The sequence below is a fragment of the Nocardioides sp. SYSU D00038 genome, from assembly GCF_016924665.1.
In the GTDB taxonomy this organism is placed as follows: domain Bacteria; phylum Actinomycetota; class Actinomycetes; order Propionibacteriales; family Nocardioidaceae; genus Nocardioides.
This window is the reverse complement of sequence record NZ_JAFFJT010000024.1, coordinates 170,780-191,568: the sequence shown is the minus strand read 5'-3', so window position 1 is coordinate 191,568 and position 20,789 is coordinate 170,780. Positions and strand designations below refer to the sequence as shown.

The window sequence follows — 20,789 nt, the reverse complement described above, 5'->3', positions numbered from 1 at the left end:
AGCCCATGGTCCAGCAGGTCGACGGTCGCGCCGACCTCGAGGAGGTGCCCGGGCCGGGTCGCACCCGACGCCCGGTGCGGGCCGCAGCGATGGCGGTCTACGCCGGGCTGCTGGTCGCCTGGTCACTCACCGTCGGGGTGCCCAACGACCCCGTGCAGGTCATCGTCTGGCTCTACCTCGGCACCATCGCCTGGAACATCGAGGCGCCGCCGCGCCACCACCTCGCCTTCCTGCGGGACTGGTGGCCGGTCGTGGTGGGCCTGGTCATCTACTTCTTCTCCCGCGGCCTCACCGACGAGCTGGGGCTGCCGGTGCACTGGCGGATGCCGATCCGCTTCGACGAGTGGCTCGGTGGCGGGCTGACCCCCACCGAGCGGCTCCAGGACGCGTGGTGCGCCGACCCGTGCACCAAGGACAGCGCGCCGCGCTGGTACGACGTCCTCCTCACGACCGTCTACTGCACCCACTTCGTCGCCGGGCTCACCATCGCCGGCGTGCTGTGGGTGCGCAAGCGCACCGAGTGGGTGCTGTGGATGCGCCGCTACCTGGCGATCAACTACGGCGCGCTCGTGGTCTACATCGTCTACCCCATGGCGCCGCCGTGGATGGCCTCGCAGGAGGGGCTGCTGCAGACCGAGGTCACCCGGATCACCAGCCGCGGCTGGAGCGACCTGGGGCTCGACCGGATCGACCTGATCCTGCACGGCGTCGGCAACCCGGTCGCCGCGATGCCGTCGCTGCACGCCGGCATCAGCTACCTGATCGCGATGTACGCCATCTGGCGGCTCACCACGCCGCTGCGCTGGCTGCTCGCGCTCTACCCGCTCGCGATGTCGACCGCGCTGGTCTACTACGCCGAGCACTACGTCATCGACATCGTCGCCGGCGCCCTGCTCGCCGCGGTCGTGATGGCCGGCTGCCGGATCTGGGAGGAGCGCCGGGTCAGGACCCGGTCGACCGAGCCCACAGGTTGATCCCGGCGTCGACCGCGTGGCGGTCGATCTCGGCCAGCTCCTCCTCGGTGAGCGGCGGCCCGGAGAGCGCGTCGAGGTTGGCGTCGAGCTGCTCCACCGACGACGCCCCGATCACGGCCGAGGTGACCCGCGGGTCGCGCACCGCCCACTGGAGCGCGAGCTGCGCGAGCTTCTGGCCACGGCCCGTCGCGAGCTCGTTGAGGCGTCGTACGTGGGTGAGGGTCTGCTCGTCGAACGACTCCCCCGGCACCGTCGACCCCTCGCGCGCGGCGCGGGAGTCGGCGGGGATGCCGTCGAGGTACTTGTCGGTCAGCAGCCCCTGGGCGAGCGCCGTGAACACGATGCACCCCATGCCCTGCGCCTCGAGCTCGTCGAGCAGGTCCTCCTCGATCCAGCGGTTGAGCATGCTGTAGGACGGCTGGTGGATCAGCAGCGGCGTCCCCAGCTCGCGCGCGATCTGGGCGGCCTCGCGGGTGCGGGCGGCGGAGTAGGACGAGATGCCGGCGTAGAGCGCCCGCCCCGAGCGCACCGCCCGGTCGAGCGCCATCATCGTCTCCTCGACCGGAGTGTCGGGATCGAAGCGGTGGCTGTAGAAGATGTCGACGTAGTCGAGCCCGAGCCGCGTCAGCGACTGGTCGAGCGAGGCCAGCACGTACTTCCGCGACCCACCGCCCTGCCCGTACGGCCCGGGCCACATGTCGTAGCCGGCCTTGGTCGAGATCACCAGCTCGTCACGGTGGTGCTTGAAGTCGTCGCGCAGGTAGCGCCCGAAGTTCTCCTCGGCCCGGCCGTACGGCGGCCCGTAGTTGTTGGCCAGGTCGAAGTGGGTCACGCCCCGGTCGAACGCGCGGCGCAGGATCGCCCGCTGCACCTCCTCCGGCCGGTCGGTCCCGAAGTTCTGCCACAGCCCCAGCGACAGCACCGGCAGCTGCAACCCGCTCCGTCCGCACCGGCGGTAGCGCATCCCGGTGGTCTCGGTGTCGTAGCGGTCCTCGGCTGCGGTGTAGGCCATGCCCCCACCCTGCCACCCGGGTGGTTCGAGCTGCGCGCTGGTTGAGGTGCGAGCGAAGCGAGCCTCGAAACCCCGCGCACCCGAACGCCCCCAGGGGAACGGGAGGGCCCTCGCCTCACCGGGTCTCGAGGCTCAGGCCTGGCGGCCTTCGCACCTCGACCACCGCCCGCATCGGTGGTCGAGCAGCGACGAGCCCCAGCGAGGAGCGCCCGTCGAGACCCCAGACGGCCGAACGCCCTCCAGTGGGAACGGGAGGGCACTCGGCTCACCGGGTCTCGACGACGCTCGCTGGACTCGACCACCGCAAGCCGGGATGCCGCGCCGCTGGCACGGAGGCGGCGGAGCGACGGGCTTCGTTCGGCACGTCAACGGCGGCGTGGCGCCGCAGCGAACGCCAGGGCACCGCAGGGCAGCGTCCGGCGACACGGCAACGAGTGCCGAACGACGTCCGGCGCGCAGCAGCCGCAGTGCCCCCCCAACGCGCGGCCCCCCGCACCCCACCCACCAACAGCCCCCGCCCGCCGGATCAGACGACAGCGAGTGAGCCCCCGCCCGAGCTCCGCGCGCAGAGCCACCCACCTACGGCAGGGCGTTCGGCTCACCGGGTCTCGACGACGCTCGCTGGCGCTCGCTGCTCGACCAGCCAGCGCCCCCTCCTCAGCCGGCACCCACCATCCGCAGCGCGAGCTCGACGTAGTGGTCGGCGAGGGCGGCGGGGGGCCAGCCGGGCTCGTCGTACCAGCGGGCGACGTCGACGCCGAGGGAGACCAGGGCGGCGGCGGTCATCAGGGGGTCGGGGGTGGTGAAGACGCCGGCGCGGACCCCGCGATCGACGACGTCGCGCACGATGCCGTCGATCTGGTGCCGCACGGCGTCGATCTCGGCGCGGTGGTCGGGGGCGAGGGCGGCGAGCTCGTAGTTCACCACCCGGGCCGAGACGTGGTTGACGGCGTGGTGGTGGACGAAGTCGCCCACCAGCGCGGTGAGCTGGACGACGGGATCGTCGGACGCGGCGACCGCGGCGCGGCACAGGGCAAGGGTGCGGTCGTGGCCCTCGCGGGAGATCAGGTGGAGCAGCTCCTCCTTGGAGCGGTGGTGCACGTAGAGGGCCGCGGGGCTCATCCCCGCCGCCGCGGCGATGTCGCGGGTGGTGGTGCCGTGGAAGCCCTTGACCGAGAACGCCGTGACCGCGGCGGCCAGCAGCCGCTCGCGTGCCCCCGCGTTGACCTCGGCCGTCATGCCAGCGATAGTAAGCAAGCGCTTAGTCACCCGCAACGACCGGACGACGCAGGAGGACGGATGAGGGGTCTCGACGGCAAGGTCGCGATCGTGACCGGGGCCAGCCGCGGCATCGGGCTCGGGATCGCCGAACGGCTGGTCGCGGAGGGGGCGCGGGTGGTCGTCACCGCCCGCAAGCCCGAGCAGCTGGCCGAGGCGGTCGAGCGGCTCGGCGGTGCCGACCACGCGCTGGGGATCGCGGGCAACGCCGGCGACGCCGACCACCGCGCCGAGACCGTGGCCCGCACGATCGAGACGTTCGGCAGCCTCGACCTGCTGGTCAACAACACCGGCATCAACCCCGTCTTCGGCCCCCTGGTCGAGCTCGACCTCGACGCCGCCCGCAAGGTCACCGAGGTCAACGTCGTCGCGGCGCTCGCCTGGGTGCAGGAGGCCTGGCGGGCCTGGATGCAGGAGCACGGCGGCGCGGTCGTCAACGTCTCCTCGCTGTCGGGCGTGCGGCCGGCCCCGATGATCTCGTGGTACGGCGCCACCAAGGCCATGCTGCTCAGCCTCACCGAGAGCCTCGCGGTCGAGATGGGCCCCACGGTGCGGGTCAACGCCGTCGCCCCCGCCATCGTCAAGACCCGCTTCGCCCAGGCGCTCTACGAGGGCCACGAGGAGGAGACCGCCGCGCGCTACCCCGTGAAGCGGCTCGGCGTCCCCGAGGACGTCGCCTCGGCGGTCGCGTGGCTGCTCTCCGACGAGGCCTCCTGGGTCACGGGCCAGAACATCGTGCTCGACGGCGGCGTGTCGCTGACCGGGGGCGTGTGATGGGTGCGCTCGACGGCCGCGGCGTCGTCGTCACCGGCGCCGGGCGCGGCATCGGCCGGGCGCTCGCCGTCCGGGCCGCCGCCGAGGGCGCCCGCGTCGTGGTCAACGACCTCGACGCCGAGACCGCCGCCGCGGTCGCGGCCGAGGTGGGCGGCACCGCCCTGCCCGGTGACTGCTCCTCCGCGGCGGGCGTCACCGCGCTGGTCGACGGCGCCACCGATGCGCTAGGCCGCGTCGACGTCTACTGCGCCAACGCCGGCATCGACCGCACCCACCCCGACAGCCTCCAGCTGCCCGACGACGACTGGGCGGCGATGCTGGAGACCAACGTGATGTCCCACGTGCGGGCCGCGCGCACCCTGGTGCCGCGCTGGCTGGCCGACGGCGAGGGCGGCCGGTTCGTGGTCACCGCGTCGGCCGCGGGGCTGCTCTCGATGATCGGCGCGGCGGCGTACTCCACCACCAAGCACGCCGCGGTCGGCTTCGCCGAGTGGCTCTCGCTGACCTACGGCGACCGCGGCGTCACCGTGCAGGCGATCTGCCCGCAGGGCGTGCGCACCGCGATGCTCGACCAGGCCGGCCCGCTCAAGGACCTGCTCTCCCACGACGACGCGCTCGCCCCGGAGGCGGTGGCCGACGCGTGGGTCGACTCGCTGGCCGACGACCGGTTCCTCGTGCTGCCCCACCCCGAGGTGGCGGGCTACTACGCCGCCCGGGCCGCCGACACCGACGCCTGGCTGGGCGGCATGCGCAGGCTGCGCGCCAAGGTCGACGCGCTGACCGAGGGTGCGCGATGAGCGAGCTGCAGGCGAGCGGCGTACCCGGCCTCGACCTCGACGCCTTCCGGGGCTGGTACGACGGTGTCCGCCCCGGCGAGGTGGCTGGCGAGCTGCGGGCCCGGGTGATCGCGGGCGGCAAGTCGAACCTGACCTACGAGGTCACTGACGGGACGTCGTGGTGGATCGTGCGGAGGCCGCCGCTGGGGCACGTGCTGGCCACGGCCCACGACATGGGCCGGGAGTTCACCGCGATGTCGGCGCTGGCCGACACCGACGTGCCGGTGCCGCGCACCTACGCCCACTGCACCGACCCGGAGGTGCTGGGCGAGCCGTTCTACGTGATGGAGCGGGTCGTCGGCACGCCCTACCGCAGCCGCGCCCAGCTCGAGGAGCTCGGCGCCGAGCGCACCCGCGCGATCGCCACCGAGATGATCGACGTGCTGGCCCGCCTCCACGCCGTCGACCCCGCGGCCGTCGGGCTCGACGGGTTCGGTCGGCCGCTCGGCTTCCTCGGCCGCCAGGTCAAGCGATGGGGCATGCAGCTCGACGCCTCCAAGACCCGGCCGCTGCCCGACGCCGACCGGCTGCTCGAGCGGCTCGCCGCCGAGGTGCCCGCCGGCGACGGTGAGGACGCCACGATCGTCCACGGCGATTACCGGCTCGACAACCTGCTGGTCGACGCCGACCACGCCGAGCCGGTGCGCGCCGTCGTCGACTGGGAGATGGCGACCCTCGGCGACCCGCTCACCGACGTCGCGCTGCTGATGGTCTACGACGACCTCGGCAACCTCCACCCCGGCAACGCGGTCGCCGACGCCAGCACGGCGCCCGGCTACCCCGCCACCGAGGAGCACCTGGCCCGTTACGCCGCCAGCAGCGGCCGGGACCTGTCCGGGATCGGCTTCCGCCTCGGGCTGGCCCACCTCAAGCTCGCGGTGATCTGCGAGGGCATCAACCTGCGCCACCAGCTCGGCCAGACCGTCGGGGAGGGCTTCGACGCCATGGGCGAGGCCGTCGAGCCGCTGCTCGCCGCCGGCCTCGCCGCCCTCGACACCCGGCCCTGACGCACCACCCACGAGAGGGAGACCCCGCATGGACTTCAGCTACGACGACCGCACCCGCGAGCTGATCGCGACGATGGAGTCGTTCCTGGCCGACCACGTCCACCCGGCCGAGCAGGTCTTCCACGACCAGCTCGCCGCCTCGGACAACCCGTTCGCCTGGACGGCGGCGCCGGTGCTCCAGGAGCTGCGCACCGAGGCCCGGGCGCGCGGGCTGTGGAACCTCTTCCTGCCCGGCGACACCGGGGGGCTGGGCGGCGGGCTGACCAACCTCCAGTACGCGCCGATCGCCGAGCTCAGCGGCCGCAGCGGCCACCTCGCACCGGCCGCGATGAACTGCGCCGCGCCCGACACCGGCAACATGGAGGTGCTGCACATGTTCGGCACCCCCGAGCAGCAGGAACGGTGGCTGCACCCGCTGCTCGAGGGTCGCATCCGGTCTGCGTTCGCGATGACCGAGCCCGACGTCGCCTCGTCCGACGCCACCAACATCGCCACCCGGATCGAGCGCGACGGCGACGAGTACGTCGTCAACGGTCGCAAGTGGTGGATCACCGGGGCGGTCGCGCCGGAGTGCGAGATCTTCATCGTGATGGGCAAGACCGACCCGTCGGCGTCGCGGCACCGCCAGCAGAGCATGATCCTGGTGCCGCGCGACACCCCCGGCCTCACGGTGGTGCGGCCGATGCACGTGCTGGGCTACGACGACCACGAGCACGGCGGCCACGCCGAGCTGGTCTTCGAGGACGTCCGGGTGCCGGCCGCCAACCTGATCGGCGAGGAGGGGCACGGCTTCGCGATCGCCCAGGCCCGCCTCGGCCCCGGCCGGATCCACCACTGCATGCGGGCGATCGGGGTCGCCGAGATGGCGATCGACCTGATGTGCCGCCGGGTTCAGCAGCGGGTCGCGTTCGGCCGGCCGCTGGCCAACCAGGGAGTCATCCGCGACTGGATCGCGGAGTCGCGCGTCGCCGTGGAGCAGCTGCGGCTGCTGGTGCTCAAGACCGCGTGGCTGATGGACACGGTCGGCAACCGCGGCGCCCACACCGAGATCCAGGCCATCAAGATCGCCACCCCCAAGGTGGTGCAGGAGATCCTCGACCGCGCCATGCAGGCCCACGGGGCCGGCGGGCTGAGCCAGGACTTCCCGCTGGCCAACGCGTTCGCCGGCATCCGCACGCTGCGGCTGGCCGACGGACCCGACGAGGTGCACAAGAACTCGTTGGCCAAGGCCGAGATCGCCCGCCACCCGGTGGCGGGCGCGGGCGCTGAGTGACGTGGACCTGTCGCTGAGCCCCGAGCAGGAGAGCTTCCGCGCCGCCGCCCGGCAGCTCCTCGAGGCCGAGGCGGTGCCCCACCGCACCCGGTGGGACCGCGAGGAGCAGGTCGATCTGGCGATCGTGCCGCGGCTGGCCGAGCTTGGCTTCTTCGGGCTGACCATCCCCGAGGAGTACGGCGGCGTGGGCGGCGACTACGTCACCTACGCCCTCGGCATGGAGGAGCTCGGCCGCGCCGACTCCGCGCTGCGCGGGATCGTGTCGGTCTCCAACTGCCTGGTGGGCAAGTCGATCCTCGGGTTCGGCACCGACGAGCAGAAGCAGCGCTGGCTCCCCGGCATCGCGGCCGGCACCACCCTGGGCTGCTTCGGGCTCACCGAGCCCGGCACCGGCTCCGACGCCGGCAGCCTGGTCACCCGCGCCCGCCGCGACGGCGACGACTGGGTGATCTCGGGGCAGAAGCTCTACATCACCAACGGCACCTGGGCGCAGGTCGCGCTGGTCTTCGCCCGCACCGGCGGCGAGGGCCCGCGCGGGGTCTCGGCGTTCCTCGTGCCCACCGACTCCCCCGGCTTCGAGGCCCGCGAGATCAAGGGCAAGCTCGGGCTGCGCGGCCAGGCGACGGCCGAGCTGTTCCTCTCCGACGTCCGGGTGCCGGCCGACGCGCTGCTCGGCGAGGAGGGGCAGGGCTTCAAGATCGCGATGTCCTCGCTCGACAAGGGGCGGATCTCCGTCGCCGCCGGCTGCGTCGGCATCGTCCAGGGCTGCCTGGAGATCTCGGTCGACTACGCCACCTCGCGCACCCAGTTCGGCCGCCCGATCGCCGGGTTCCAGCTGGTGCAGGACCTCATCGCCGACATCTCCCTCGACGCCGACGCCGCTCGGCTGCTGGTCTGGCGCGCGGCCGACCTCGTCGACCGCGGTGAGCCGTTCGGCACGGCGGCGTCCAAGGCCAAGCTGTTCGCCTCCGAGGCCGCGGTGCGGGCCGCCAACAACGCCATCCAGGTGCATGGCGGGTCGGGCTACGTCGACGAGTACCCCGCGGAGAAGTACCTCCGCGACGCCCGGGTGATGACCCTCTACGAGGGCACCAGCCAGATCCAGAAGCTGCTGATCGGTCGAGCCGAGACCGGCATCAGCGCGTTCGTCTGACCACTTTCGCTCCCGAGAGGACCCCACCGTGGCCCGTGACCCGCGCCTCGACCCCGACCTGGCGAACCTGCTGGCGTTCCTCGACGCCGCCGCGACCCGCCCGATGCACGAGGGCACGCCGGCGGAGGCGCGGGCGTCGTTCCGCACCCTCGCCGTCGACCTGCGCGACCAGTCGCTGCTGCCGCAGGTCGAGGCGGTGGACGACACCACCGTGCCCGGCGGCGCCGGCCCGGTCGCAGCGCGCGTCTACCGGCCGCGCGCCACCGGCCCGCTGCCCACGGTGGTCTTCCTCCACGGCGGCGGCTGGGTGATCGGCGACCTCGACACCCACGACCTCACCTGCCGCACGATCGCCACGCTCTGCGACGCGGTGGTGGTCTCGGTCGACTACCGCCTCGCCCCCGAGCACCCCGCCCCGGCGGCGTACGAGGACGCGCTGGCCGCGACGACCCACGTGCACGACCACCTCGCCGACTACGGCGGCACCGAGGTGCTCGGCGTCGCCGGCGACTCCGCGGGCGGCAACCTCGCCGCGGTCGTGGCGCAGTCGTTCCGCGACGCCGGCCGCCCGCTCGCCGGCCAGCTGCTCGTCTACCCCGGCACGGACCTCGCCGGCGACCACCCGTCGCTCACCGAGAACGCCGACGGCTACTTCCTCGACCTGCCGACGATCGCGTGGTTCATGGAGCAGTACGTCGGCCACCTCGGCGGCACCGGCCTCGACGACCCGACCCTCTCCCCGCTCCGCGGCCGCCTCGACGACCTCGCTCCCGCGGTGGTGGTCACCGCCCAGTTCGACCCCCTCCGCGACCAGGGCGCGGCGTACGCCGAGGCACTCTCGGCCGCCGGCGTGCCGACGTCGTACCGCTGCTTCGACGGGCTGATCCACGGCTTCGTCGACATGGGCCGCCACTCCCCCGCCGCCCAGGCCGCCGTCGAGGAGACCTGCCACCTCTTCCGCTCCCTCCTCCACCCCACCCCCGCCGCTGGTTGAGGACGCCGCGCCCGCAATGCCCGCGGTGGTTGAGGAAGTCGCGCCAGCACCGCCCTCGGTGGTTGAGGAAGTTGCGCTAGCAACTGTCTCGAAACCCAGTACGACGAAAGCCCTCCGGTGGGAACGGGAGGGCGGTCGTCTCGCCGGGTCTCGAGGCCACCGGTGGTTGAGGAAGTTGCGCTAGCAACTGTCTCGAAACCCAGTACGACGAAAGCCCTCCGGTGGGAACGGGAGGACGTTCGTCTCACCGGGTTTCGAGACAGGACTTCGTCCTTCCTCAACCAGCGGTGGTCGAGACCCCAGACGGCCGAACGCCTTCCTGGCCCCGCGCTGGTTGAGGAAGTCGCGCTAGCGACTGTCTCGAAACCCCCGTCGGCCGAACGCCCTCCGGTGGGAACGGGAGGGCACTCGGCTCACCGGGTCTCGAGGCTCGTCGCCAGGGCTCCTCGCACCTCGACCGGCGCCACCCACCGGTGGTCGAGCAGCGACGAGCCCCAGCGAGGAGCGTCCGTCGAGACCCCAGACGGCCGAACGCCCTCCGGTGCCCACTGGAGGGCTCTTGGCTCACCGGGTCTCGACGCCGCTCGCTGGCGCTCGCTGCTCGACCAGCGGTGCCCGCCGTCCGCACGCCGGGTTGCCGCGCCGCACGCACGGAGGCGGCGGAGCGACAGGCGGCGTTCGGCACGTCAACGCCCGATGTGGTGCCGCTGACCACCTGGGCGCGGCAGGGCAGCGTCCGGCGACACGGCAACGGGTGCCGAACGACGTCCGGCGCGCAGCAGCCGCAGTGCCCCACCACGCGCGGCACCCCGCACCCACACCCACCAACAGTCAGCACCCGCCCGGATCACACCAGCCCGCAGTCACCACCCGCCCGAGCACCGTCCGCGGAGTCACCCGCTACAGGGAGGGCTGTGGGATCACCGGGTAACGAGTGAGGGACTTCGTCCCTCCTCAACCAGCGGCGAGGGAGGGCTTCTGTCTCACGGGTCCCGAGGCTCAGGCCTGGCGGCCTTCGCACCTCGACCAGCGACCGGTCAGGCGCCCAACCGGTCGGGGTGGTCCACCACCATCGCCGCGATCGCGCGGGCGCTGCGGGCGGAGGTGCGGGTCATGCCGGGGCGCAGGCGGACGGCGAGCTGGCCGGAGAGGACCAGCACCAGGGCGTCGGCCACGACGGGGGCCTGGTCGCCGACGAGCGGCTCGGCGAGGCGCCTCAGGCGGCTGCGCAGCGCCTCGGTCTCCTGTCTCACGGCGGCGGCCAGCACCGGTGGCGGATCGACGTAACCGGCGGCGGTGCCGAGGAACGCGCACCAGCGCGCACCCGTACGGCGCCGGCGGAAGTCGTCGAGCGCGTCGAAGACCGCGAGCAGCCGGTCACGGTCGCTGCCGGCGCGGGCGACGGCGGCGTCCCAGACCTCGAGCCAGGCCTCGTGGCGCCGGTCGAGGGTGGCGGCGACGAGCGCCTCCTTGCTGCCGTAGGCGCGGTAGAGGGTCGCGGGAGAGACGCCGGCGCGCTCGAGGATCCGGTCGACGGGGGCGTTGGTGGCGCCGGCCGCGAAGAGCAGCTCGTCGGCGGCGTCCAGCAGCCGGGTGCGGGTCGATTCGCGGGTGCTCACCCCTCCACCCTAGACTCGACAAAGTGAAACGAACGTTTTCGTTCGACGCGACCCGCACGACGGCGCTCGTCGTGGCGGGCACCTGCCTGATCGCCGGCACCTATGGGCTGGTGCGGCTGGCGTACGGCCTCTTCCTGCCCGACATCCGGGAGTCGGTGTCGATGGGGTCGGCGGTGGCGGGCTACGTGTCCTCCGGCGCCTCGGCGGCGTACTGCCTGGGCGCGCTCGCCGGGCTGCTGGCGCCCCACCGGCCCCGTGCCCTCGTCGTCGGTGCGCTCTCGACCGCAGCGGTCGGCTCGACCGGCATGGCGCTCGCCCCGGGGCTGGCCGTGTTCGTCCCGGCGGCGGTGCTGGCCTCCTGCGGCGCCGGGCTCGCCTCCCCGGGGCTGGTCGCCGTCGTGGCGCGCAACGTCGGCCGGCCCCACCTCGACCGCGGGCAGGCGACGGTGAACGCCGGCACCGGCCCGGGCCTCGTCGGCGCCGGGCTGCTCGCGCTGCTGCTGCCCGACTGGCGGGCGGGGTTCGCGGTGGCCGCGGCGTTCACCGCGGCGGCCGGCGTCGCCGTGCTGCTGCTCGACCGCCACGACCCGGCCGCCGACGACCAGCCCCAGCCACCCACCGGCCTCACCGACCCCCGCTGGCTCACCGACCTGGCCGTGCCCGCTGCCGCCGCGGTGCTGCTCGGGGCCGCCTCCGCGGCGACGTGGACCTACGGCCGCACCCACCTGGTCGAGGCGGGGGCGAGCACGCCGCTGACGGTGGTCGCCTGGATCGGCATCGGCGTCGGCGGCACCCTCACCGTCGTCACCAGCGGGCGGCTCGGCGCCCTGCCTCCACCCCGGGCCTGGCTGGTCACGGCCGCCACCGCCGCGCTGGCGACCGCTGCGCTGGGCCTGGGCGCCGGGCTGCCGGTGCTGCCGGTGGTGGCCTGCGTGGTGTTCGGGTGGGGGTTCGTCGCGGCGAGCTCGGCCCTGATCGCCTGGACCTCGGCGCTGGTGCCCGACCGGGCCGCGGCCGGCACCTCGCTGCTGTTCATCGCGTTGGTGGTCGGCCAGGCCGCCGGGTCGGCGGTCGCCGGCGTGCTGTCCGGTCCGATCGGCCTGTCGGGCGTTTTCGTCGTCGCGGCCGCCGTCACCGCGGTCGCCGCGGGGTGCTCCCGTGCGCCGTCGCCGCGACGGTCGGTGCCCGCCGGCGGCTGAGCCTCGCCCCGGGCGGGCTGGCCCGGGCTGCGAGGATGGCGCCGTGCGTCGTGCCGTGGCCCCGCTCCTCGCCGTGACCGTGGCCCTGGTGCTCGCGGACTCGGCGGTGGTGACCCTGGCGCTGCCCGACATCCTCGCCGAGCTCGACGCGACCGTCGGGCAGGTCGCGTGGGTGCTGATCACGTTCAACCTGGTGCTGGGGCTGGGCGCCGTGCCGGCCGCGCTCGTCCTCGGCCGCACCGCGCCGCGCCACCTCACGGCGCTCGGCGTCGCGGTGTTCGCCGGCACGTCGGCCTGGTGCGCGCTGGCCGACTCGATCGAGGTGCTGATCCTGGCCCGGTGCCTCCAGGCGGTCGGCGGGGCACTCGCGCTGGTCGGCTGCCTGGAGCTGATGGTCGACGAGTACGGCGAGCGGCGCGGCGTCGCCACCTGGGTCACCGCCGGCGTGGTCGGCACCGCCACCGGCCCGGTCGCCGGTGGCCTGCTCACCCAGGCGATCTCGTGGCAGGCGATCTTCGTGGTGCAGGTGCCGTTCGCGGCGCTGGCCGTCCCGGCAGCCCTGTCCGTGCGGGCCGGCCCGGCGCCCGCCCCGGACCGGCACCGGCCAGCCGTCCGCCCGAACCTGACGCTGGCACTGCTGTCGGCGGCCCTGACCGCGGCCCTGTTCCTGCTCGTGCTGCTGCTGGTCGAGGGGTGGCGCCGGTCGCCGGCGACTGCGGCGCTCACGGTGTCGGTGGTGCCGCTCGCGGCGCTGGCGGCACGACCGTTCGCCCGGCTGTTCCGACCCTCGCCGGCGGTCGAGGTCGCCGTGGGCTCGCTGCTGGTCGCGGGCGGGCTGGCCGGCCTGGCGATCCCGCCGTCGGCCTCGCTCGCCTGGACCGTCGCCCCCCAGGCGCTGGTCGGCCTCGGGCTCGGCCTCACCGTCGACCGGCTGACCGCGCAGGCGATGGAGATGCGGCTGCCGCGGGTGCGGCACGCCGGGTGGACCATCGCCGCCCGTCACGTCGGGGTCGTCGTCGGGCTGGCGATCCTCACGCCGGTCTTCACCGCCGACCTCCGCGATGCCGAGGTGCCCGCCCAGGAGGCGATCACCGCGCTGGTGCTCGACGCGCCGCTGGAGCCGCAGGACAAGATCGCCCTCGCCGAGGAGCTCGGCGCCGAGCTCTCGGGCCAGCGGGGTCAGGTGCCCGACCTGCACCGCGCGTTCGACCGCCTGGTCCCCACCCTCGACCCCGACGACCGCGCCGCCGCCGCGCGCCTCGAGCGCGACCTCGACGTCCAGCTCGAGAGCGCCGCCACCCACGCGTTCCGCGACTCGTTCCTCATCGGCGCCGGGCTGGCGCTGCTCGCGCTGCTCACCGTCGCCCTCCCCGGGCGCCGCGACCGGAGCGCGTCGTGAGCCGCCGTGCCTGGCCGATGCCGGCCGTCGCGCTCGCGTTGGTGGCCGCCGTGCTCGGCGTGCAGGTGGCGAACGGCGGTGGCACGTTCGAGCCGCTGCGGCCGGCCGACCCGTGCGCGCCCCGGGTGGTCACCTCGCAGGCCGACGGCATCGACGGCCTCACCGAGCGGCTGGTGCTGCTCGGGATCGACGGCGCCGCCTGCGAGCTGGGGACCAGTCGCGAGGCGCTGACCCTCGAGCTCGCCCAGCCGGGCGAGCGCACCGACGCACAGGTCGAGGCCCTGCGCACCGGCCTGCTCTCGGCCGTGAGGCGGATGGCCGACGACGACACCCTGCCGCCCGCCTCCGACCTGGTCGACGAGGCCCTCGACAACGCCGACCTCAACGGGTTCCTCGAGGCCGCGATCCGCGCCCTGCCCGACTCGGTCGTCGACGCCGCGCTCGCGACCGACGACGTCCTCACCCGCGCCATCGAGGACCTCGACCTGCGCGCGGTGCTCGCCGACCTCGACGACCAGCAGGCGCTGGAGCGGCAGATGGAGGCCGCGATCACCCGGGCGGTCAGGGACTCCCTCGAGGCCCGCCTCCGCGACCTGGTCTGACGCCTGCGCAGTCAGCGGGCGGCCAGCACCTGCTCGCGGAGGATGTCGGCGTGGCCGCAGTGCTGCGCGATCTCGCGCAGCACGTGCGCGTAGATCGCCCACACGGGCCGGGGCCCGCGACCGGTGACCTCCTGGTCCAGCCGCAGGTCGGCGACGAGGCGCCGCGAGTTCGCGCAGGCCGCGGCGTACGCCGCCCGGACGGACTCGATCGTGTCGCCGTCGTCGAGCACGAACGACCGGTCGGGGGTCGGCGGGGCCCCGATCTCGCGGAGCGACCGGCCGGTGAGGGCCTGGTCGAACCAGACCTTCTCGACGTAGGTGAGGTGCTTGACCAGTCCGAGCAGGGTGGTCCGCGACGGCACCAGCGACCGGCGCGCCTCCGCCTCGGTCAGCCCGTGGAGGCTCGCGTCGATCTTCGCTCGGTGCTCGTCGAGCAGCTCGTCGAACCGCTGCCTCAGGTCCTCGGTCCACGCCTCGTCGTCCACCCGCCCAGCCTGCCTCACACCGCCGCCCCCGGTGCTCGAGGGCGCTGGTGGTCGAGCAGCGAGGAGCGCCAGCGACGAGCGCCCGTCGAGACCCCAGACAGGCGAACGCCCTCCGGCGGGGACGGGAGAGCAGTCGGCTCACCGGGTCTCGAGACAGGACTTCGTCCTTCCTCGACCACCGCACGCCGGCGTGCCGCGCCGCCGGGCACGGAGGCGGCGGAGCGACGGGCGTCGTTCGGCACGTAGACGGCGGCGTGGCGCCGCCGACCACGCCAGGGCACCGCAGGGCAGCGTCCGGCGACACGGCAACGAGTGCCGAACGACGTCCGGCGCGCAGCAGCCGCAGTGCTCACCAACGCGCGGCACCCCGCACCCCACCCACCAACAGTCAGCACCCGCTCGAGCCCCGTCCCCGGAGTCACCAGCTACGGGAGGGCGTCCGTCTCACCGGGTCTCGAGACGGGACCTCGTCCTTCCTCGACCAGCGGGGGCGCCCGGCTCGTCTCTCCCCCACCCGGCGGGGTACCGCACCGCCAGAGCGGCTCACCCGAGCCCCGCCCACGGAGGTCAGCATGAGGATCGGTTCCCGCACCCAGGCCCATCACCGTCGTCCCGGGCCGGCCGACGCGCCGCCGCAGCACGACGACCACGCGACCGGCGATGCGCACGTCGCGACCCCGACGACGGACCGGCTGGCGCGCGACCGGGAGGCCCACGCCCGCGACAAGTTCGGCGGCGTCAACATCGGGGCGGTGTTCTTCGGCTGGCTGGTCGCGGTGGCGCTGGCCATCCTGCTCACCAGCATCGTCGGCGCGGTCGCCGCGGCGGTGGGCAGCAACGCCGAGATCAGCCAGTCCGACGCCGAGCGCCAGGCCGGGACGATCGGGGTCACCGCCGCGGCGGTGCTGCTCGCCGTTCTGGTCATCGGCTACTACGCCGGCGGCTACGTCGCCGGTCGGATGTCGCGCTTCGACGGCGCCCGGCAGGGGCTCGGGGTGTGGCTGCTGGGCCTGGTCGTCACCCTCGTCGCGCTCGCGCTCGGGGCAGTCTTCGGCACGCAGTACAACATCCTCGACCGGGTCGACCTGCCCCGCATCCCGATCTCCACCGACGAGCTCGGCTGGGGCGGCCTGATCACCGGCGTCGCGGTGCTGCTGCTCACCCTGCTCGCCGCCGTGCTCGGCGGATCGGTGGGCCACCGCTACCACAACCGGGTCGACCACGCCGCCGGTCGCTGACCCCGGCGGGAGGGCCGGGCGTCAGGGGCGGGTCGTGGCGTAGCGCGCCAGGCGCACGAACTGGTCGTAGTAGGCCCGGTAGGTCGCCGGCGACGACACCTGGAGCACCATCTCGTCGGCCTTCTTGGCGGCGTCGGTCCAGACCTCGGTGCCCATCCAGGTGCGGTAGACGCGCTTGCCGTTGCTGGCGATCCAGCTGGCGGTCATGAACTTGTGGTGCAGGAAGTGGTGGTCGTCCTCGCTGTCGTACCAGTTGACCCGCGCGAACGAGATGCCCGCCTTGATCATCCGGCTCCGCTGCGCGCTGTCGTTGGGCTGGGCGTAGACGAAGCCCACCGTCGCGCCCGCCCGCCGCTTGGCGATCAGCGCGTCGGCGATGGCCCTGGCCCGACCACCCGTGAACGCCGACTGGGCGATCCGGATCTGCAGGCCGCGGGTCGGCAGGCCGGCGATCCGGTTGACCACCGGGTCGCTCTGGCCGGGGTTGAGCGGGGTGGCGTACGCCGACGCCGTGGTGTCGGAGAACGCGGCGAACGGCTTGGCCCGCGCCTTGTCGGCCATCAGCTGCGAATGCACGGCGTTGAACCACCTGTAGAACCGGTCCCAGCCCACGCTCTGGTAGGCGTCGTTGTGCTGGTAGTCGCGGGCGTTCTCGGTGAAGTTGGCCGAGGTCAGCAGCACCACCTGGGCGCGGCCGCCGGTGCTCGAGAACGACGCGCCCTTGATGTGCATGGTGCCGTCGGAGCCGCGGGCGCCGTTCGCCGCGCAGGTTAGCCGGATGCCTGCGGCCTTGAGCCGCTTGGGCTGCGAGCCGCCGCACGTCTTCTTCGCCAGCACCACCTGCACCGAGACGCCGCGCTTGCGGGCGTTGATCAGGGCGGTGGCCACCGGGCTGTCGGTGAACGTCATGCTGGCCAGCCGGATCGAGCTCCCCCTCGGAGCGCCGTTGGCCAGCGCGATGACCCGCTGGTGGATGGTCCCCTGCTCGTTGTCGAAGAGCGGCCCCGGCTTCGGCACGTACGCCGCAGCGCGCGGCGCACCGGGCTCGGCGACGACCGGGGCGGCACCGCCGCCGAGGACGAGGGCGGCGGTGAGCGCCGCGGCGAGCAGGGACCCGAGTCGTCGCGTCATGCCGCACACCGTAGGCCATCGCGACGACGCCGCCCTCAGCCCGGCCCCCGCGCCATCACCGCCAGGCCGAGCAGCATCTTGTCGCGCGGGTCGGCGAGCACCCGTCCGGTGAGCTCCTCGATCTGGCGGAGCCGGTAGATGACCGTGTTGCGGTGGCAGTAGAGCTCCTCCGCGGCGTGGGTCGGCGAGCCGTCGTGGCGCAGCAGCGCGACCAGCGTGTCGACCAGCGTCCGGCCCTGCGCCTCGGGCATCGCCAGCAGCGGCCCCAGCACCGTGGTGACCAGCAGCTGCGCCACCAGCGGGCTGCCGGCGATCAGCACCTCCGGCAGCCTCTCGGTCACCGAGACCACCCGCCGCTCGTCGCGGGCCAGGGTCTCGGCGGCCCGGCTGGCGAGCTGGTACGCCGTGGCGAAGCCGGCGAGGCCGTCGGGGCTTAGCGCGACGGCCATCCGGGCGGGCGGGTCGTCGGCGAACAGCGCCGCGAGCCCCGGCTCGTCGGGCAGCGGGCCGGCCAGCAGGCCGTAGTAGACGCCGGAGCGCACGTGCCAGCGGGCGTGGACCCCGGCCTTGTCGAGCCGGTCCTCGGCCTGGAGGAGCAGCGGCAGGTTGGGCCCGTCGAGCAGGGCCACCACGCAGCCCACCGCCTCGCCGGTCTCCAGCGCCAGCACCTGGCGGGCCTCCTCGGCGAACTCCTCGTCAGCGCCCCGGCCCTCGATCAGCGCGTCGAGCACGCTCTGCTGGCGCTGCAGGTCCTGGCGCTGCATCCGGGCGCTCTCGCGGCGGTAGGAGTCGATCACCACCGCCGTGACGACGTCGAGGTCGGCCCAGACCCGCTCGGCGGCGCGGCGCAGCACGCCGTCGCTGATCGCGGGCTTGCGCACGACCCGGGCCTGGGCGACCAGCGCCTCCCACAGCACCCGCGAGCCCATCGTGTAGGCGTTGAGCACCAGCTCCAGCGGCACCCCCTGCCGGGCTCGGCGGCGGCCCGCGTCGCGCCAGAGCTCGGCCGCGGAGTGGCGCTTGCCGGTGTCGCCGGAGAGCACCTCGAGCGCGCGGCACACGTGCTGGCGGTTGGCCGCGCGGACGTCGGCGCGCAGCTCGGGCCCGATCCGCTCGTAGATCTCGAAGTCGCGCTCGAAGAGGGCGAGCGTGATGGTGTCGGCGATCTTGTCGGCCTGGTCGCGGATCAGGCCCCAGGCGCGCTCGAGCTCGTCGTCGGTGTGCTGGCCCGTCGTCGCGCCCTGCGCCGCCATGAGGGCACCTTCGCACCAAGCGCACAAAAATGACCAGTGCCCACCGCCCGGTCAGGCGAGGTCCGGGCTCCCCTCACAAGCCACTTTGGGCGGAGCGCCCAATGACCTCCCTGTGCGGCGGCACCAAGGTGGTGGAGGTCACATCCCTGTCTGCCGAGGAGTCCCGGGTGCCCGCAGCGACCACCGACCACGCCCAGACCGGCGCCGTGACCGAGCTGGAGCTGCGCGACGTGACCGTCACCTTCGGGGGCCTCACGGCGCTGTCGGGGGTGGGCCTGGCCCTCCAGCACGGGCAGGTGCACGGCGTGATCGGGCCCAACGGCGCCGGCAAGACCACGCTGTTCAACGTCGCCTGCGGCTTCGTACGGCCCGACACCGGCACCATCGAGCGAGCCGGCCGGCCGGTGCCGGGGCTGCGCACCCGCGACCTCGCCGGGCTCGGCATGGCCCGCACCCTGCAGGGCCTCGGGCTCTTCGACCGGATGACCGTGCTCGAGAACGTCATGGTCGGCGCCGAGCGCCACGCCCGCTCGGGCTTCGCCGCGGCCCTGCTCGCGACCCTCGGCTCCTCGCGCGACGAGGCCGCGCTGCGGGAGCGGGCCCGCGAGGTGCTCGACGGGCTCGGCATCGCCCACCACGCCGACCGCTACCCCACGAGCCTGCCCTACCCCGTCCGCAAGCGGGTGGCGCTGGCCCGGGCGCTGGCCGCCGACCCCGAGGTGCTGCTGCTCGACGAGCCGGCCAGCGGCCTGTCCGGCAGCGAGATCGAGGAGCTCGGCGACCTGGTGCGCACCCTGGCGGGGCGGACGTCGGTGCTGCTGGTCGAGCACCACATGGACCTGGTGATGCGGGTCTGCGACCACATCACCGTGCTCGACTTCGGCCGGGTGATCGCCTCCGGGCCGCCCGACGTCGTCCGCGACGACCCCGCCGTGCTCGCGGCGTACCTCGGCGAGAGCGTCGCCTGATGCTCGAGGTGCAGTCGTTGTGTGCCGGCTACGGCCCGGTGCGCGCGCTCGACGGCGTCAGCTTCGCGGCGGCCGAGGGGCAGGTGACCGCGGTGCTGGGCGCGAACGGCGCCGGCAAGACCACGCTGCTGCGCACGGTCTCGCGGCTCCACCAGGCGCGCAGCGGCTCCGTGCGGTTCGCCGGCCACGACCTCTCGCGGCTGCCGGCCGAGCGGCTGCCGGCCCTCGGCCTCTCCCACGTGCCGGAGGGCCGCGGGGTGATCACCGAGCTCACCGTCGAGGAGAACCTCCGGCTGGGCGGCCTCGGCCGCGGCTCGCGACCCACCGCCGCCGACCTCGACCGCGTCTACGACCTGTTCCCGCCGCTGGCCGAGCGCCGCGACGCCGCGGCCACCACGCTGTCGGGCGGCGAGCGGCAGATGCTCGTGGTCGGCCGGGCGCTGATGGCGAAGCCCACGATGCTGCTGCTCGACGAGCCCTCGCTCGGCCTCGCCCCGCGGGTGGTGGCGCAGATCTTCGACCTGCTCCGCACGCTGGTGCGCGAGCAGGGGCTCTCGGTGCTGCTCGTGGAGCAGAACGCCCGCAGCGCGCTGTCGGTCGCCGACCGCGGCGTGGTGCTCAACCTCGGCCGGGTGGTCGCCGACGAGCCGGCCGAGGTGTTGGCCGGCGACACCACCCTCCGCCACGCCTACCTGGGCTTCTGAGGAGGACGACGTGCAGCAGTTCCTCAACACCGCGCTCAGCGGGCTGACGCTCGGCATGGTCTACGCCGCGTTCGCGCTCGCGCTGGTGCTGATCTTCCGGGCGACCCGGGTGGTGAACTTCGCGCAGGCGCCGATGGCGATCGTCACCACCTTCATCGCGCTGACGATCATCGACGACGGCCACTCCTACTGGCTGGCCTTCGTCGCGGCGCTGGCCAGCGGGCTGGTGCTGGGCGCGGTGATCGAGCGGGTGGTGATCCGGCCGGTCGAGGGCAAGTCGGAGATCAACGCCGTGATCCTCACCCTCGGCCTGTTCATCGTGCTCCACGGCGTCGCGGCGGTCGTCTTCGGCAACCGGTTCCGCTCGTTCCCGGCGCCGTTCGGCATCCGCGGTTTCGAGGTCGGCGACACCACGATCGCGCTCACCGGCTTCGGGGTCTTCCAGATCGTCTCGGTGCTCGTGGTGATGGCGCTGCTGGTGCTGCTGTTCCGGTTCACCGACCTCGGCCTGAGGATGCGCGCGGCGGCGTACAGCCCGGAGGTCTCGCGGTTGCTCGGCGTGCGGGTCGGGCGGATGCTCACCCTGGGCTGGGCGCTGGCCTCGCTGGTGGGCTCGCTGGCCGGCCTGCTGATCGCCGGCGGCAGCCTGGTGCACCCCTCCTACATGGACTCCGTCGTCGTCTTCGGCTTCGTCGCCGCCGTGCTCGGGGGGCTCGACAGCCCGGTCGGGGCGGTGGTCGGCGGCCTGGTGCTGGGGCTGTCGCTGAGCTTCGTCAGCGGCTACGTCGGCTCCCAGCTCGTAGCGCTCGCGGCGCTGCTGATCCTGGTGCTGGTGCTCACGCTGAGGCCCGGCGGGCTGTTCGGCACGGCCCAGGAACGGCGGGTGTGAG

20 protein-coding genes are annotated in these 20,789 nt (G+C 74.0%); 14 read left to right on the top strand and 6 right to left on the bottom strand.

Translation table 11 applies throughout. The features are described from left to right. The first annotated feature begins 5 nt into the window (after positions 1-5). On the top strand, positions 6-974 hold the full coding sequence (locus tag JT721_RS14645; RefSeq protein WP_205473976.1) for a phosphatase PAP2 family protein: 969 nt from the start codon (positions 6-8) through the stop codon (positions 972-974). Here JT721_RS14645 and mgrA read toward each other — a convergent pair. Together mgrA and JT721_RS14635 are read right to left on the bottom strand one after the other, a co-directional pair. Further along, entirely contained in the window at positions 943-1,986 is a 1,044-nt protein-coding gene (mgrA, locus tag JT721_RS14640; protein ID WP_205473975.1) for an L-glyceraldehyde 3-phosphate reductase, read from the bottom strand. The genes JT721_RS14645 and mgrA overlap by 32 nt on opposite strands. Before the next feature lie 657 nt (positions 1,987-2,643). Continuing rightward, the gene (locus JT721_RS14635; RefSeq protein WP_205473974.1) at positions 2,644-3,225 is read right to left on the bottom strand and encodes a TetR family transcriptional regulator; all 582 of its coding nucleotides are present in this window, start codon (positions 3,223-3,225) and stop codon (positions 2,644-2,646) included. 60 nt (positions 3,226-3,285) lie between these two features. Here JT721_RS14635 and JT721_RS14630 point away from each other — a divergent pair, with 60 nt between their 5' ends. Genes JT721_RS14630 through JT721_RS14605 form a run of 6 tightly spaced genes read left to right on the top strand, consistent with a single transcriptional unit; the run spans position 3,286 to position 9,301 of the window. Continuing rightward, positions 3,286-4,038 (top strand): SDR family oxidoreductase, encoded by a 753-nt coding sequence (locus tag JT721_RS14630; RefSeq protein WP_205473973.1) that lies wholly within the window; start codon positions 3,286-3,288, stop codon positions 4,036-4,038. Next, positions 4,038-4,835 (top strand): SDR family NAD(P)-dependent oxidoreductase, encoded by a 798-nt coding sequence (locus JT721_RS14625; protein ID WP_205473972.1) that lies wholly within the window; start codon positions 4,038-4,040, stop codon positions 4,833-4,835. The genes JT721_RS14630 and JT721_RS14625 overlap by 1 nt, the downstream gene beginning before the upstream one ends. Continuing rightward, a complete protein-coding gene (locus JT721_RS14620; protein ID WP_205473971.1) occupies positions 4,832-5,881 on the top strand; it encodes a phosphotransferase family protein in 1,050 nt (349 codons plus the stop codon). The genes JT721_RS14625 and JT721_RS14620 overlap by 4 nt, the downstream gene beginning before the upstream one ends. Before the next feature lie 28 nt (positions 5,882-5,909). After that, positions 5,910-7,154: an acyl-CoA dehydrogenase family protein gene (locus JT721_RS14615; protein WP_205473970.1), complete on the top strand. Its 1,245-nt coding sequence runs from the start codon at positions 5,910-5,912 to the stop codon at positions 7,152-7,154. A 1-nt stretch (position 7,155) separates the two neighbouring features. Beyond that, complete coding sequence (locus tag JT721_RS14610) at positions 7,156-8,307, top strand: acyl-CoA dehydrogenase family protein (RefSeq protein ID WP_205473969.1); 1,152 nt, start codon at positions 7,156-7,158, stop codon at positions 8,305-8,307. Between the two features lie 28 nt (positions 8,308-8,335). Beyond that, entirely contained in the window at positions 8,336-9,301 is a 966-nt protein-coding gene (locus JT721_RS14605) for an alpha/beta hydrolase (protein ID WP_307828067.1), read from the top strand. A 1,037-nt stretch (positions 9,302-10,338) separates the two neighbouring features. Here the strand turns inward: JT721_RS14605 and JT721_RS14600 are convergent. Continuing rightward, entirely contained in the window at positions 10,339-10,920 is a 582-nt protein-coding gene (locus JT721_RS14600) for a TetR/AcrR family transcriptional regulator (RefSeq protein ID WP_205473968.1), read from the bottom strand. Between the two features lie 23 nt (positions 10,921-10,943). Between JT721_RS14600 and JT721_RS14595 the strand changes: the two genes are divergently transcribed. From JT721_RS14595 to JT721_RS14585, 3 genes are read left to right on the top strand one after another with little or no spacing between them, the layout of a single operon-like run. Then, positions 10,944-12,119, top strand: coding sequence for an MFS transporter (locus JT721_RS14595; RefSeq protein ID WP_205473967.1), 1,176 nt, complete (start codon positions 10,944-10,946; stop codon positions 12,117-12,119). A 43-nt stretch (positions 12,120-12,162) separates the two neighbouring features. Then, a complete protein-coding gene (locus JT721_RS14590) occupies positions 12,163-13,518 on the top strand; it encodes an MFS transporter (protein ID WP_205473966.1) in 1,356 nt (451 codons plus the stop codon). After that, positions 13,515-14,120 (top strand): hypothetical protein, encoded by a 606-nt coding sequence (locus JT721_RS14585; protein ID WP_307828066.1) that lies wholly within the window; start codon positions 13,515-13,517, stop codon positions 14,118-14,120. Before JT721_RS14590 ends, JT721_RS14585 begins: the two co-directional genes overlap by 4 nt. Positions 14,121-14,131: 11 nt before the next feature. On the opposite strand, the gene JT721_RS14580 is transcribed toward JT721_RS14585, so the two are convergent. Next, positions 14,132-14,605, bottom strand: coding sequence for a DinB family protein (locus tag JT721_RS14580; protein WP_205473965.1), 474 nt, complete (start codon positions 14,603-14,605; stop codon positions 14,132-14,134). Between the two features lie 572 nt (positions 14,606-15,177). Between JT721_RS14580 and JT721_RS14575 the strand changes: the two genes are divergently transcribed. Continuing rightward, positions 15,178-15,843 (top strand): hypothetical protein, encoded by a 666-nt coding sequence (locus tag JT721_RS14575; RefSeq protein WP_205473964.1) that lies wholly within the window; start codon positions 15,178-15,180, stop codon positions 15,841-15,843. A gap of 21 nt (positions 15,844-15,864) precedes the next feature. Here the strand turns inward: JT721_RS14575 and JT721_RS14570 are convergent, their stop codons facing one another. Together JT721_RS14570 and JT721_RS14565 are read right to left on the bottom strand one after the other, a co-directional pair. Then, complete coding sequence (locus JT721_RS14570) at positions 15,865-16,974, bottom strand: phospholipase D-like domain-containing protein (protein ID WP_205473963.1); 1,110 nt, start codon at positions 16,972-16,974, stop codon at positions 15,865-15,867. Between the two features lie 35 nt (positions 16,975-17,009). Beyond that, positions 17,010-18,227: a CdaR family transcriptional regulator gene (locus JT721_RS14565; RefSeq protein WP_205473962.1), complete on the bottom strand. Its 1,218-nt coding sequence runs from the start codon at positions 18,225-18,227 to the stop codon at positions 17,010-17,012. 167 nt (positions 18,228-18,394) lie between these two features. On the opposite strand from JT721_RS14565, the gene JT721_RS14560 reads away from it, so the two are divergent. The 3 genes from JT721_RS14560 to JT721_RS14550 are packed head-to-tail and all read left to right on the top strand — an operon-like array spanning position 18,395 to position 20,788. Next, on the top strand, positions 18,395-19,195 hold the full coding sequence (locus tag JT721_RS14560; RefSeq protein WP_307828065.1) for an ABC transporter ATP-binding protein: 801 nt from the start codon (positions 18,395-18,397) through the stop codon (positions 19,193-19,195). After that, positions 19,195-19,899, top strand: a complete 705-nt coding sequence (locus tag JT721_RS14555) for an ABC transporter ATP-binding protein (protein WP_205473960.1) — start codon at positions 19,195-19,197, stop codon at positions 19,897-19,899. Before JT721_RS14560 ends, JT721_RS14555 begins: the two co-directional genes overlap by 1 nt. A gap of 10 nt (positions 19,900-19,909) precedes the next feature. After that, positions 19,910-20,788 carry a branched-chain amino acid ABC transporter permease gene (locus tag JT721_RS14550; protein ID WP_205473959.1) on the top strand — a complete coding sequence of 293 codons (879 nt, stop codon included), beginning with the start codon at positions 19,910-19,912 and terminating at the stop codon, positions 20,786-20,788. Position 20,789: the final 1 nt, after the last annotated feature.